Source organism: Pannonibacter sp. I15F10I1 (genome assembly GCF_900185665.1).
In the GTDB taxonomy this organism is placed as follows: domain Bacteria; phylum Pseudomonadota; class Alphaproteobacteria; order Rhizobiales; family Stappiaceae; genus Pannonibacter; species Pannonibacter indicus.
On the sequence record NZ_FYAN01000029.1, the window covers coordinates 406,000 to 420,047 of the forward strand.

12 protein-coding genes and 1 tRNA gene are annotated in these 14,048 nt (G+C 64.8%); 3 read left to right on the forward strand and 10 right to left on the reverse strand.

Annotation, left to right across the window (positions count from 1 at the left end; all coding sequences use genetic code 11):
• Positions 1-26: 26 nt before the first annotated feature.
• Positions 27-2,444, forward strand: coding sequence for a phenylalanine--tRNA ligase subunit beta (gene pheT / locus IF10I1_RS22730; protein WP_186392225.1), 2,418 nt, complete (start codon positions 27-29; stop codon positions 2,442-2,444).
• Between the two features lie 91 nt (positions 2,445-2,535).
• Here the strand turns inward: pheT and IF10I1_RS22735 are convergent, their stop codons facing one another.
• From IF10I1_RS22735 to IF10I1_RS22745, 3 genes are all read right to left on the reverse strand, one after another.
• Positions 2,536-3,294, reverse strand: coding sequence for an ABC transporter ATP-binding protein (locus IF10I1_RS22735; RefSeq protein WP_122519207.1), 759 nt, complete (start codon positions 3,292-3,294; stop codon positions 2,536-2,538).
• Positions 3,288-4,355, reverse strand: a complete 1,068-nt coding sequence (locus tag IF10I1_RS22740; RefSeq protein ID WP_186392226.1) for an iron ABC transporter permease — start codon at positions 4,353-4,355, stop codon at positions 3,288-3,290. The genes IF10I1_RS22735 and IF10I1_RS22740 overlap by 7 nt, the downstream gene beginning before the upstream one ends.
• Positions 4,356-4,432: 77 nt before the next feature.
• Positions 4,433-5,566, reverse strand: a complete 1,134-nt coding sequence (locus IF10I1_RS22745) for an ABC transporter substrate-binding protein (protein WP_186415296.1) — start codon at positions 5,564-5,566, stop codon at positions 4,433-4,435.
• Between the two features lie 119 nt (positions 5,567-5,685).
• Here IF10I1_RS22745 and IF10I1_RS22750 point away from each other — a divergent pair, with 119 nt between their 5' ends.
• The gene (locus IF10I1_RS22750; RefSeq protein WP_186392227.1) at positions 5,686-6,495 is read left to right on the forward strand and encodes a class I SAM-dependent methyltransferase; all 810 of its coding nucleotides are present in this window, start codon (positions 5,686-5,688) and stop codon (positions 6,493-6,495) included.
• 64 nt (positions 6,496-6,559) lie between these two features.
• On the opposite strand, the gene pabB is transcribed toward IF10I1_RS22750, so the two are convergent.
• The 6 genes from pabB to IF10I1_RS22780 form a co-directional block, all read right to left on the reverse strand.
• Complete coding sequence (gene pabB / locus IF10I1_RS22755) at positions 6,560-8,350, reverse strand: aminodeoxychorismate synthase component I (RefSeq protein ID WP_186392228.1); 1,791 nt, start codon at positions 8,348-8,350, stop codon at positions 6,560-6,562.
• 138 nt (positions 8,351-8,488) lie between these two features.
• A complete protein-coding gene (locus IF10I1_RS22760; RefSeq protein ID WP_186392229.1) occupies positions 8,489-9,463 on the reverse strand; it encodes a zinc metalloprotease HtpX in 975 nt (324 codons plus the stop codon).
• Positions 9,464-9,533: 70 nt separating this feature from the next.
• Positions 9,534-11,048: a methyl-accepting chemotaxis protein gene (locus tag IF10I1_RS22765; protein WP_186392230.1), complete on the reverse strand. Its 1,515-nt coding sequence runs from the start codon at positions 11,046-11,048 to the stop codon at positions 9,534-9,536.
• Between the two features lie 242 nt (positions 11,049-11,290).
• Positions 11,291-11,935: a hypothetical protein gene (locus IF10I1_RS22770; RefSeq protein WP_186392231.1), complete on the reverse strand. Its 645-nt coding sequence runs from the start codon at positions 11,933-11,935 to the stop codon at positions 11,291-11,293.
• Positions 11,935-12,621, reverse strand: coding sequence for a peptide-methionine (S)-S-oxide reductase MsrA (msrA, locus tag IF10I1_RS22775; protein ID WP_186392232.1), 687 nt, complete (start codon positions 12,619-12,621; stop codon positions 11,935-11,937). The genes IF10I1_RS22770 and msrA overlap by 1 nt, the downstream gene beginning before the upstream one ends.
• A gap of 64 nt (positions 12,622-12,685) precedes the next feature.
• Positions 12,686-13,006 (reverse strand): hypothetical protein, encoded by a 321-nt coding sequence (locus IF10I1_RS22780; RefSeq protein WP_058898081.1) that lies wholly within the window; start codon positions 13,004-13,006, stop codon positions 12,686-12,688.
• Positions 13,007-13,363: 357 nt separating this feature from the next.
• On the opposite strand from IF10I1_RS22780, the gene IF10I1_RS22785 reads away from it, so the two are divergent.
• Positions 13,364-13,453: transfer RNA gene (locus IF10I1_RS22785), tRNA-Ser, on the forward strand.
• Between the two features lie 212 nt (positions 13,454-13,665).
• Here the strand turns inward: IF10I1_RS22785 and IF10I1_RS22790 are convergent.
• Positions 13,666-13,932 carry a recombinase family protein gene (locus tag IF10I1_RS22790; RefSeq protein WP_371328549.1) on the reverse strand — a complete coding sequence of 89 codons (267 nt, stop codon included), beginning with the start codon at positions 13,930-13,932 and terminating at the stop codon, positions 13,666-13,668.
• Positions 13,933-14,048 lie beyond the last annotated feature (116 nt).

Sequence of the window (14,048 nt, forward strand, 5' to 3'; positions counted from 1 at the left end):
GGCGGCAACAAGATGAGATTGCACCGATGAAATTCACCCTGTCCTGGCTCAAGGAGCATCTGGAGACCGAGGCAACGCTGGACGAGATCGTCGAGCGCCTGACCATGATCGGTCTCGAAGTCGAGGAAGTCACCGACCCGGCGGCAAAGCTCGCCCCCTTCCGCATCGCAAAGGTCGTCTCCGCCGAGCAGCACCCGAACGCGGACCGCCTGCGCGTGCTGAAGGTGGACAATGGCTCCGGCACCCTGATGCAGGTGGTTTGCGGCGCGCCCAATGCCCGCACCGGCCTTGTCGGCGTGCTGGGCCTGCCGGGCGACTATGTGCCGGGCCTCGATGTCACCCTCTCCATCGGCAAGATCCGCGACGTGGAAAGCTTCGGCATGATGTGCTCCGAGCGCGAGCTGGAGCTTTCGGAAGAGCACAACGGCATCATCGACCTGCCGGAAGATGCCCCCGTCGGCATGTCCTATGCCGATTATCTCGGCCTCAATGATCCGGTGATCGAGATCGGCCTGACGCCGAACCGTCCGGACTGCACGGGCGTCTATGGCATTGCCCGCGATCTGGCGGCGGCTGGCCTAGGCAAGCTGAAGGAGCGCAAGATCACCCCGGTGCGCGGCAGCTTCCCCTGCCCCACGAACGTGACGCTCGACTTCGGCGATACGGAAGCCCTGTGCAAGGCCTTCGGCCTGCGGCTGGTGCGCGGCGTGAAGAACGGCCCCTCGCCGAAGTGGATGCAGGACCGGCTGAAGGCCATCGGCCTGCGCCCGATCAACGCGCTGGTGGACATCACCAACTACATGACCTTCGATCAGGCCCGCCCGCTGCATGTGTTCGATGCGGCCAAGGTTGCGGGCAATCTGGTGGTGCGCCGTGCAAACGAGGGCGAGGAAATCCTCGGCCTCAATGGCAAGACCTATCAACTCGACGGCAGCATGTGTGTCATCGCCGATGACAAGGGCGTCGAGTCCCTTGGCGGCATTCTGGGCGGCGAGCATTCCGGCTGTGACGAAACCACCGTCGATGTGCTGATCGAATCGGCCCTTTGGGACGAGAACGGCATTGCCCGCACCGGCCGCAAGCTCGGCGTCAACACCGATGCGCGCTACCGCTTCGAGCGCGGCGTCGATCCGGATTTCATGATCCCCGGCCTTGAAATGGCAACGCAACTGGTGCTCGACCTGTGCGGCGGCGAGGCATCCGAACTCATCACCACCGGCACCGTGCCGGAGAACGTGCGCATCATCGAGTTCCCCTATTCGGAAGTGAAGCGGCTGACCGGACTGGAGATTTCCAAGGTGGAAATCAACATGATCCTGAAGGCTCTCGGCTTCTGGGCCACCGGCCAGGGCGATGTGGTGCGCGTTGCGCCGCCGAGCTGGCGTCCGGACATCGAAGGCAAGGCGGACCTTGCCGAGGAAGTGGTGCGCATTGTCGGCCTCGACCGTGTCGCCCCGGTGCCGCTGCCGCGCTCCGGCTCTGTCGGCGCCAAGGTTCTGACCACCGGCCAGATCCGCCGATCCCGCGCCCGCCGCACGCTGGCCGCGCGCGGCATGGACGAGGCGGTCACATGGTCCTTCATCTCCAAGGATCAGGCGGAAGCCTTCGGCGGCGGCAATCCGGCGCTGGAACTGGCCAACCCGATTTCGGCTGACCTTTCCAACATGCGCCCCAGCCTGCTGCCGGGCCTCATCGCCGCTGCCCAGCGCAATGCCGACCGCGGCTTTGCCGATGTGGCGCTGTTCGAGGTCGGTCAGGTGTTCGTGGATGACACGCCGGAAGGCCAGCGCATGGTGGCTGCCGGCATCCGCCGCGGCACCGCCAAGATGACCGGCGGCGGCCGCCACTGGACGGGCGCAGCCGGCAGCGTTGACGTGTTCGATGCCAAGGCCGACGCGGAAGCCGTGCTCGCCGCCATCGGCGCGCCGGTGGACAAGCTGCAGGTCTTCACCGATGCCCCGGGCTGGTTCCATCCGGGCCGCTCTGGCGCGCTGAAGCTGGGTCCGAAGGTGGCGCTGGCCGTGTTCGGCGAAATCCACCCGCGCACCCTCGGCCTGATGGATGCGGAAGGCCCGATGGTCGGCTTCGAGATCCATTTCGACGCCGTGCCGGAATCCAAAGCCAAGCCCACCCGCTCCAAGGGCGCGCTGGATGTGGCCGATCTGATGCCCGTGCGCCGCGACTTCGCCTTCGTGGTGAATGCGGATGTGAGCGCCGACAAGTTGCTGAAGGCGGCCAAGGGCGCTGACAAGGTGCTGATCAGCGACGTGACGCTGTTCGACATCTACGAAGGCGCAGGCGTCGGCGAAGGCAAGAAGTCGCTCGCCATCGACGTGACCTTGCAGCCCAAGGCCAAGACGCTGACGGAAGAGGAAATCGAAGCCGTGGCGAAGAAGATTGTCGCCGCCGTCGAAAAGGCCACCGGCGGCACGCTGCGCGGCTGACCGGAATAGTTCCCGAACCCAAAAGGCCCCGCCGGAGATCGCTCCGGCGGGGCCTTTGTTTTGAATTTAGCCAGCTAAATGAACCTGGTTTTCACGCCACCAGTGCCGCATCCACAATGATCTGCGGGCGGCCCTGGGTGCAGGGTTCGATCCGGGCTTCCACCTTGTAGACCTCGCGCAGCATGGCCGGAGTGATGACCTCCTGAACTGCGCCGCTGGCAACCAGCGTGCCTTTGGCAACCACCATGGCGTGGTCGCAGTAGCGCATGGCATGGTTGAGGTCATGCAGGGCAATAAGCACGGCCATGCCGTCGCGGGCAGCGAGGCTCTTCATGAACTGCAGCACCTCGATCTGGCGGAAGAGATCCAGCGCCGACGTGGGCTCATCCATCAGGAGCACGCGCGGCTTGCGAACCAGCGCCTGTGCGATGGCCACCAGCTGGCGCTGACCGCCGGAAAGCTGGCCAAGATCCCGGAACGCCAGGTCGGTAATCTTGAGCGCGTGCAGCACCCGGTCGATTTCCGCCAGTTCGCCCGCTTCCACCTTCCAGGTTCCGCCCTGCTTGGCGGCAAGAAGCACGGATTCATAGACCGTCAGCACCGCATTGGCACCCGTATCCTGCGGCATATAGCAGACCGGCTGGTCCAGATTGTCCGCACCGCTCACGTGCACCACACCCTCTCCCTTGAGGAGCCCGGCAATGCGCTTGAACAGCGTGGACTTTCCCGCCGCGTTGGGGCCGATGACGGCAGTCAGTGCGCCGCCGTTGATGTCGCCCGTGGTGATGCCGGAGAAAACGGTGGCCCGGCCGTATTTCGCGCCGAGCATCTCAAGCCTGACGCTTACCATGCCTTCCTCCGGTTGGTGAAAATGAGGGAGAAGAAGAAGGGAACGCCAACCAGCGCGGTGATCACGCCGATGGGCAGGATCGCCCCCGGCAGCAGCACCTTGGAGACGACCGAGGTGGCCGACAGCAGCAGAGCGCCGCACAGGATCGAGGCGGGCAGGAAGAAGCGCTGGTCCTCCCCCACCACCATCCGGGCGATATGCGGTCCAACCAGACCGACAAAACCGATGGTGCCCACGAAGGACACCGGGATCGCAGCCAGCAAGCTGACCAGCAACAGCGTTTCCAGCCGGAGGCGCTTGACGTTGACACCGAAGGAGGCAGCCTTGTCATCGCCAAGGCGCAGGGCCGTCAGCGCCCAGGCCTGACGGGCAAAGAGCGGCGCACAGAAAAGGAGAACAGCCCCCGTGACCGCCACCTTGCTCCAGGTGGCTTTGGTGAGCGAGCCCATGGTCCAGAAGACGACCGCCGCAAGCGCCTGCTCGGACGCAAGATACTGCATCAGCGCCAGAAGCGCATTGAAGGTGAAGACCAGCGCGATGCCGAGCAGGATGATGGTTTCCACCGTCACGCCACGCAGGTTCGAGGCACCATAGATGAACAGCGAGGCCAGCATCGCCATCAGAAAGGCGTTGATGGGCACCATGTAATGCAGCGCTGCCGGAAAGATCGCAACCCCGCCCACCAGCGCCAGCGCTGCGCCGAAACCGGCAGCGGCGGAGATGCCCAGCGTGAAGGGACTGGCCAGCGGATTGGCGAGGATCGTCTGCATCTGCGCCCCTGCCAGCGACAGGCAGCCGCCGACGGTCACCGCCATCAGCGCGATCGGCATGCGGATGTCCCAGATGACGACCCGGAGCTGATCGGACACGGTGGACGGGCTGACGATGGCGGAGATCACCTCGCCAACGGTGTAGCGGGCGGGCCCCAGGCCCATGTCGAGGGCAAGGCTGAGAAGCAGAGCGCCCAGCATGGCACCGAGAAACAGAAGGCGCCGGGCGGCAAGAGCGCGGTACTGCGCACTGCTCCCGGCCGCAAGCTCTTCATCCACCATGACTGCCATGGATGACACTCCCTCAAGAATGCGGCCCGGCGCCGCGCAGGATGCAGGGGCGCCGGGCATGAGACGGGTGCGGGCGGTTATCCGGCGGACTTCAGCGAGGCGAAGTAGCCCGGACGGTAGTCCACCGGCAGGAAGCGGTCATGCAGCTCCTTGAAGGTTGCATCCGCATCGAGATCCTTGAACAGCTCCGGATGCAGCCACTTGGCCATCTGCTGAACGGCCACGAACTGATAGGGGCTGTTGTAGAACTGGTGCCAGATGGCGTGGACATTGCCCTCCTGGACGGCCTTGATCCCGGTGAAGGCCGGGCGCTGCATCAGGTTGCCGAGCTTGCGCACGGCCTCCGTCTGGTCCGCACCCGGACCGACGCCGACCCAGCTGCCGCCCGGGACGTAAAGCTCCCAGTTGGAACCGGTGATGATGATCTGATCCGGGTTCGAGGCAATGATCTGTTCCGGATTGACGGTGCCGAAGGTGCCGGGAATGAACTCGGTGCCCATGTTCACGCCGCCGGCCAGTTCCACCATCTTGCCGAAATTCTCGTTGCCGAAGGACATGCAGCAGTCTTCGCTGTACCCCCCCGCGCGCTCGACGAAGACGAGCGGCTTTTTCAGATCAGCCGCCTTCTCCAGCGTCTCGGTGACCTTGGCGATCTGCGCCTGACGGAAGGCCACGAACTCTTCGGCACGGTCTTCCTTGCCCAGCAGCTGGCCGATGATATGCATGGAGGCATCGGTGTTCTGCATCGGCTTTTCGCGGAAGTCGATGTAGACCAGCGGAATGCCGACCTTGGCCAGCTTCTCAATGTAACCGGCCTCTTCGGTTGCCGACTTGGCTTCCGTGTTCATGATGATCACGTCGGGCTTCAGCGCCACGGCCTGTTCAATGTCGAAGGTGCCGTCCTTCATGCCGCCGAAGGTCGGGATCTTGTCCATCCCGGGGAACTTTTCGAGATAGGCGTTGTAGCCGTCGAGATCCGCCTTCTTGAAATCGTCGCGCCAGCCGGCAATGCGGCCAAACGGATCTTCCGTATCAAGAGCGGCGACGAAATAGATCTGGCGGCCTTCGCCGAGAATGACGCGTTGTGCAGGCACGGATACTTCGACTTCACGGCCTGTTACGTCGGTGATCTTGATCTTTTCGGCTGCAATGGCGCCTGAAACCAGGGCGAGCGAAGCCATCGCGGCAAAAGCCACGTTCTTGAACTGCATCACGATTGCATCTCCTGACGGAAAATATAGACGAGCACTATTTTTTATGACTTTCAAAGTCAACTTTTATCTTTTAGAAGCTTTCCAGATTGACTTTCATCCTGCAGGAACAAGCCGCGATGAACGATGCTGCCTTTCGTACGAACCATAACCTCAGAGAAGAGATCCAGGCCTACTGGTCCTTGCGGGCCGAAACCTTCGACCTGCAGCCCGGCCATGAGATTTTCTCCGAAGCGGAACGGGCCGCCTGGCACGGGCTGCTGCGCAAGCATCTGGGCGAAGGGGCAGGACGTAGAGTGCTTGACCTCGCCTGCGGAACGGCCGTCGTCTCGCATCTTCTGGATGATCTCGGCTTTTCCGTCTCCGGCATGGACTGGGCTGAACCAATGCTGGAACGGGCGCGGAAAAAAGCGCGCGAGCGCGGCCGTGCCATCCGCTTTCTCATGGGTGATGCAGAAAACACAATGGAGCCGGACGAAAGCTATGACGTGATCACCAACCGGCATCTGGTGTGGACGCTGGTGGACCCTCTGGCCTGCTTCCGGGAATGGCACAGGGTGCTGAAGCCGGGCGGCAGCCTCATCATCATCGACGGAGATTTCGTCAACCAGAGCCTGATCGCCCGGCTCGCCAGCCGCTGTGCGGCCTGGATCGCCAGCCGCACGTCCGCCCCGGATGCATCCCCCCGGAACGGTCCGGCCGGCAGTCAGATCGAAACCCACCGCAGCATCCTGTCCCGGGTGCATTTCTCGGGCGGAGCAAGGGCTGCCGAAGTGCAGCATCTGCTCCATGCTGCGGGTTTCAGCAAGATCACCATCGATACGGACATGCGCGCAATCCACCGGGCACAAAAGGCCAACTTCAGCTTTCTGAAGCGGCTGGAACGCCAAACCCAGCACCGCTACGTCATTTGCGCAAGGAAGGACTGAGACCAGGGCACCGGGATGCCGGCAGATCTCAAAGACTTGGTCTCAGGCCGGCTCCTCGAGGAGCTCAGTCCTCCGGCAGCACCAAATTCACCCGCACGAGGCCGCGCAGGGAGTTGCCTACATAGACAGGGGCGTCGGAGACAAGATCAGCGCGCGTCAGGTCGGCTTCTACGGCAAGCCTCTTGTCCAGCAGCGCCGCCCGCAGCGTGCCGGGCAGCACGCCGTGCTTCAGTGCGGGCGTCAGCAAACGCCCATTGCGGGCGATGAAGAGGTTGGTGAAGCTGCCTTCCGTCAGGAAGCCATCCTCGTTCTCAAACAGAATCTCCTTGAACCCCGCCGCCATCGCTGCCTTGAGGCTGTCGTCATAAAGCGCGCGGCGGGTGGTCTTGTGGAAGAAGAACCGGTCCTCGGCCGAAGTGCGTGCGGACGCGAGGGTGACGGGCCAAACCTCCTCCGGTGCCGTGGGCACGAAATCCGCATGGGACAGTGTCACCGCCCCATCCGCCGCCAGCAGCAGGCGCACCCGCTGCGGCCCCGTGAAGCCCCTGGCCAACGCCGCAAGCTGCGCCTCGACGCCGGCCGGATCGCAGGCAAAACCGAAATAGCGGGCGCTGTCTGTGAGCCGCGACAGATGCCGGGCAAGCAGCAGATAGCCATCCTCCGGCGTCCAGCCCAGCGTCTCGATCAGCTCGAAACTCTCATCGGGCGCGGTCAGAAAGCGCAGCTTCAGCAGGCATTCGTCATATTCGGGCGCAGCACCTGAATCGAATACCACGCCCGAGCCGATGCCCGCCTCGCCGGTGCCGTCCTCTTTCAGCACCAGCGTGCGGATGGCAACGTTGAAGCTGAAATCACCGGAGGGCGCGATGGCGCCGATGGAGCCGGTGTAAACGCCGCGCGGCCCCGTTTCCTGCGCCCGGATGATCTGCATGGCGCTGAGCTTCGGCGCGCCCGTGATGGAGCCGCAGGGAAACAGGCCTTCGATGATGGCGGGAAGCTCCATACCCGGCAACAGGCGCCCGGAGACGCCGGTGACCATCTGGTGCAGGCTGCGGTAGCGCTCCACCGCAAAGACATCATGCACGGCAACCGAGCCAGCCTCCGTCACCCGCGACAGGTCATTGCGCATGAGATCGGCGATCATGACGTTTTCCGCCCGCTGCTTCGGGTCGCTGGCGAGCCTTGCCGCAATCGCGGCATCTTCCGCAGTGTCGCGCCCGCGCGGGGCGGTGCCCTTCATCGGCCGGGTGCGCAGCGCCTCGCCCTTGCGCTCCAGAAACAGCTCCGGCGACAGGGAGAGGAGGACCCGGTCCTCCAGCTTGATGAAAGCCGCATATGGCACAGGCTGGCGGCGCAGCAGCCGGGCAAACTGCGCTTCTACCGGCCCATGATGGGCAAAGCGGGCGCGCATGGTGAGATTTGCCTGATAGATATCACCCACCGCCAGATGGTGCTGCACGGCGGCAAAAGCCTCAGCATAACGCGCCCGGTCCATGTCGTATGTGAAGCCGGAGACGCCTGCATCTGCTCCGCCAGACGCCCGTGCCAGCAGCGCAAAGACCTCTGCCAGTGCCAGCTCCTGCGGCGCATCGTAAACGCCGAACCAGGCCAGCAGCTCCCCCGTATCCTGATGGCTTGCCGCCAGCTTCGGCTCGAAGGCAAAGCCGAATTCATAGGCGAAGAACCCGGCCAGATGCGCGCCGTCCTTCCGGGCTGCTTCAAGCTGTGCCAGAAACGCCGGAACATCCTGCAGCGCGCGGCAGGCGAGCACACGGCGCGGCGCAGAGAATAACGTCGCCCTGCCCGTCTTCAACGCATCCACCAGCAGCACCGTGCCGGCGGGCAAGGGCGCCAAGAAGTGTCCGGGATCTGTCGCGTGAGTGCCGGTCAAGGGAGCATCCGTCTGGTATGGAGGCGGATACATGCCGCGCCCATCCCGCAAGGGCAAGCCCCAAAGCGGCATTCCATCCCGCTTCTGCGTCAGCTGGCTGGCTCAGTACCACACCCCAAGCCCGCGGGCGCGGAAGCGCGGCTTGCCAATGTTGGGTACGAAGGACTTTCCGGCCACCGGTGCGCCGTGATCGAAAACCAGCGGATCGCCATGGAGCTTCAGTTCGCGCAGGCGCTGCACCCGCTCCCCGGTCTTCGGGTGGCTGCGCAGGATCGACGGCTCGGGGATGCGCGCGCCCGGCAGGGCCATCGCCTCCCACATACGGCCCTGCACCCGTTCCAGCTTCAGCAGGGCAAAGGCAAGGCCGTCCGGGTCGCCGGTCAGTTCCGCCGCGCCCAGATCGGCATCAAACTCCCTTGTGCGCGACAGCGCCAGCTGCAGCAGCGTTCCCACGGTGGGCGCTGCCATCAGCAGCACAATCAGCACCCACGGCACACCGGCACCGCCCGCGATCATCGACGGGATGTGAAAGAAGAACAGGAACAGGCCGACGAAAGACATGGAGGAGGTGAGCCGCGCCACGATATCGGCCAGCGCCATCACCCGCACATCGCCGTTGCGGATGTGGCTGACCTCATGCGCCATGACGCCCGCAAATTCGCGCAAGGTGAGCCCGCGGATCAGCCCGTCCGTCACACAGACGGCCGCATCCTCCGCCCGGCCCACGGCAAAGGCATTCATCATCCGGCTTGGCACGTAATAGAGCTTCGGCACGGCCGGCAGGCCCGCCCGGCGGGCGAGCACCGTCAGCACCTGATGGCCCTCGGGAAACACATGTTCCGGCAGATGCCGCGCCTTGTAGAGCCGCAGCACCAGCGCGGGCGACACATTCATCGCCCCGTAGAGCATGAAGCCACCGCCGCCCAGCGCCCACAACACGCCGGTCTGCCCGCCCAGCACATAGGCGCAGACCACAAGCAGCATCAGACTGCCTGCGGCAAGCAATGCCGTGTGCAACCGGTTTTCAAACCCGCGCCGCCTGCGCAGCGCCGCATCAAGGACTGTGTTCTGGCTCATGAAGAATAGGTAGGCGCATCGGCTGCCAAAGTCATCCCCAGACGCCAATCACCCGCGCGGAGGCCTTGCCTCATGCGGCGAAGGCGCCGTGGGTTCTGCCGTCCTCGGTTTCCAGTGCATCGCGCAGCTTTGCCGCCTGCGCTTCCAGCTCGGCCAGTCCCTGCTGCAGCGACGAGGCGGAGGCGCCGAGGCTGGCCGTCAGCGCGAAGAGGGCCCCGGTCTCTCCGGCAAGGCGGCTGTTGCCATCCAGCACATCGCGGGCGGTTGCCTCAAGGCGGGTGGCCGTTTCTTCCTGTGCGGCGATGGCACGGGCGATCTCCGCCGTGCTTTCATCCAGCGTGCCCATGACGGACGTGATCCCGCCGATGGCCTCGACCGCGCCCTTCGTCTCCGCCGCGATGGCGTTGATCTGGGCGGTGATGTCGCTCGTGGCCTTGGCCGTCTGCGTGGCGAGATCCTTCACCTCAGAGGCGACAACGGCAAAGCCGCGCCCGGCAGCCCCCGCACGGGCTGCCTCGATGGTGGCATTGAGCGCCAGAAGATTGGTCTGCCCGGCGATGGCCTGGATCATGCCCACCACCTCGCCGATGCGGCCCACAGAACCGGCAAGGCTGGTGATGCGCTGGCTGGAGACTTCCGTGCCCCGCGCCGCCTCCGAGATGGCGCCCGAGGCCCCCGCAACCTTGCGCGCAATATCGCCGACAGAGGCCGCCAGTTCGCCCGAGGCATTGGCGATCTTCTCGATCCGGCCCGATGTGGCACTGCCGGTGCCGCCCAGCCCGGCGCTGCCTTGGGTGCCCTCTCCGATGCGCGCGGCCAGTGCTGCCGCCTGACGGCGCAGATCCGAGATCTGGCCCGAGATCAGCGCAAGGCCTGTTTCCAGCTCGGCCCGTTTCAACGCAGAGGCCGCCGCCAGCCGCGGCTCAGGAAGCAGCGCAGGAGAGGCAGAGGCGGGTAAAGGCAAGGCAGGCACGGAGGGTTCCGGCCGGCGCGCCATCGCCAGTTCCGCCTCCAGCGCACTGATATGCCGCTGAGCATCAGCCAGTTCGGCATTGTCCGCCTGCTCCAGATGCTGAAGATGCGCGAGGAAGCGGCAGAGCGCGCCCGTAAACAGGCCTACCACAGCCACATAGGCCAGCACCTGCGGCCAGCCGCTGCCTTCCGGTGGAACGGCCCAGGGGTAAAGGGCCGCTGCCAGAACATGCAGCGCAGCGCTTGCAGCGCCATAGGCCGCCGTCATGCGCCAGTCCAGCCCGGCCGCCAGCACCGCCAGCAGCAGCACACCGTAGAGCTGCGCCAGGTTCTGCCAGGCGGTGAAGGCCGGATCATCCGTGAGGGAGGCCATCAAGAGAAGCGACAGGCAGGCCATGACGACGGACGCGACCATGCGGGCCGCCGTGCCCTGCTCCGCCCGCAGCCACAGGGCCGTGGCGCAGGCCCCCAGAATGAGCGCCGCGCCCGAAACCATGGAAGCAGAGGTCTGCGGATTGAACCAGCCAGCCGCCGTCACGGCCAGAACATTGGCCCAGAGGAAGAACATCAGCAGCCTGAAGCCTGCGGCACGCAGGCTGTCGTAGCGGATCATGCCGTTCTCGCCTTCAGCGCACCCTCCGGGTTGCGCTCGCAGCAGCCGTCATCCGGCAGCGGTTTTCACAAGGTTCGGACGGGGAAAGGCTGACGGCACCGCCAGCCGGACGAAAGACACGCCCCAGCCAAAATAACGCTAGGCTGATCATGCTTAACGATGTGTGAATATAACGCAAACTGCAAGCGGACGAAGGCAGGATTTACCGGCTGGCTGCAGCGCCCGGCCTTTGTCTCATCCCCTCAAGGGCCCTGCACAGCCTCGGCCGTGGCCACGGCCTCAGCCTCAGGCAGGAGCCCGGCCCAGGCCAGCACATGCTGGATGAGCGCGATCTGCGCCTGCCGGCGCTGCCAGCGGGCTTCCGCCTCACCTTCCTGCAGCAACAGGGCATCCTGCCTTTTCGTCTCGTCAGCTGCCTTGCGCCGCAGCTTGCGCAGATAGGCCTTGCAGCGGGCCTCATCCGCCTGAAACGGCGCCAAAGACACCGCATCCCCCTCGCAGCGGCGCAGCAGCGCGTCTGCCGCCGCCGAGAGTTCGGCCAGGGCCGCAGGGTCCGGTGCCTGTTGAACGGCCAGAAGACGTGCCAGATGCTTCATGGCGCGGGAGGCGGCCTGCAGCCGGGCTGCCCGGGCCGGATAGGCTGGGCCCATGGCCTTGCGGAAGACCTTGAAGCACCAGCGCGCTTCCCTGAGTTCCCGGCGTGCGGCGGCCATGGCCTCGCGGTCCGGCTGCCCCTTCAGCGCCGCGCGCGCGGTGATCACCCCGTCAAGAATCATCGCTCGCAGAATGACGCCCGGCGGCGCGCCCTGGGGCGCTGCCAGCCCGTTCTGCGGGCTGCCGGTCAAAAGGTAAGTTCCACCTGCAACGTCCCGGGTGCGGTCCAGCATCAGGCCCCGCTCTCCTCTGCGCTTTCCGGCATGTGCGCTGCGGGCGAACAGACGACGCCCGTGCCGCGCAACCCGCAGTAGCCGTTCGGATTTTTCGCCAGATACTGCTGGTGATAGTCCTCGGCAAAATAGAACGGAACGCCGGTGGCCAGTTCCGTGGTGATGGCGCGTGTGTGCCCGGCCGCCCGCAGATCGCCCGCATAGGCCGCGCGCGAGGCCTCAGCCTCAGCCAAAGCGGCCTCATCCGGCAGATAGATCACCGAACGGTATTGCGTGCCCACATCATTGCCCTGACGCATGCCCTCGGTGGGGTCATGCCGCTCCCAGAAGAGCTTCAGCAGCGCGGCCAGCGGCAGAACCCTGGGATCATGCACCACCAGCACCACCTCCGCATGGGCCGTGCGGCCGGTGCAGACCTCGTTATAGGTCGGGTTCGGCGTGTGCCCCCCGGCATAACCGGCCGCCGTGACATGAACGCCTTCAAGGCTCCAGAAGGCCCGTTCCGCCCCCCAGAAACAGCCCATGCCGAAGCAAACGGCCTGCATCCCCTCCGGCCAGGGCGGTGTCAGCGGACGGCCCAGCACCGCATGCGGCTGCGTCAGGCGGACAGGCTCGGCCCGGCCCGGCAAGGCCTCGGCCGCCGATGGCAGAACGAATTTCCGTCTCAGCATGGTCATGAAGGACATGTCTTGCACTCCCTGTGAGACAGATGGCGGCGGCCCGGTCGAAACAGGACAGCCTTTCACGGCATCAGATGATCTCGCGGCGCGTGCGGGCGGAGCCTGCCGCCAGCAGCAGAAAGGCTGCAGGCATCGCCACCGCCCAGACCGGCAGGGACAAGACGGCGCCGATCACCCAGTCCCACGCCCAGGACCCCACATGGGTCACGACTGCCTTGCCGGCAAGGGCGAGGCTTTCGGCGGAAAACTCGGCCCAGACTTCCGCCAGCGGCGTGAAGGAGAAACCGGACGCCGCCACGGAGCGGCTTCCATCCACCACTGCCGCGACCACGGCAACACCGAGCAGAAAGAACCCGGCCAATCGCAACACCAGGCGCAAGAGGGCAAACATGCGTCCAGAGCCTCCCATTTCCACGGCCGGGCACTGCGGCCACCGGTCCGGCGCGGCCTCGCCTGATGCCCGCAGCCCAGCCTCACTGCTTTTTTCAGATTTTGCTGCAAAAGACCATCCCGCAAAGCAGATGAAGCTGCCATGGCAAAGTTTTCCCCGGCCCTGAAGGCTCTGCACCCCGCCTGAACACCTTCAAAAGACCGCAGCTTTCCGCCACTTTCTGCGGCATCCCGCGACCCTTTGCGACCCCGAAGCAGCAACGCCCTGAAAAGCCGGAAAAAATTTGCCGCCGGTCCTTGCACTCCGCGTCCATCTGGGTATATTCCGCCCACTCCAAGCGGCAAGCCCGCTGCGGACGGACAGGTGGCCGAGTGGTTGAAGGCGCACGCCTGGAACGCGTGTATACGGGAAACCGTATCGAGGGTTCGAATCCCTCTCTGTCCGCCATTTCTTCCTTTCAAAAGTCCCAGATTTCCAACGATTTCGCGCATTTCTTTGACTGCTGATGCGTGATCTGCGCATTTGCTGTGTAACAAACTGCGTAGCATCCTGGCGGAGCGGGGTATGAGGCCCGCGCGAGCACCGCGGCCTCACAATCGGGACGGTATCGGGTGCTGAAGGCGTTTGCCGATCTGGATCCGCGTCGGCTAGTCAGACATCTATCGAAATTGCCGCCTCTCATGACCCGAAGAGTACGCGGGTAGTCTGGCCGCCGCGCGTTGAATGACGGGCTTGAGGCCTCCTGGCAGCTGCTGGTGGATGAAAGCTGTGAAATTACCGCAATCGCCGCCGAGATGCTTGCCGCGCGCCTTCGCTGCCTGCGGACCAGCCTTCGTCCGCGTTGAGATCATTTCGCGCTCGTGCTCAGCGACAGCTTCAAGGATATGGACCGTCGACCGGCTCGGCTTCGGAAAAGGGGCTGACATAGATAGCTAGGAAAGGCTATTTTTGTCAGATGGTTAAGTTCAGGCGCCGGAGCAGGCTTCCGGTAAGCATTCAGGCCGAGCTTTTGAAGTATTTCTGCGCGGGCGCAACAGCCCGT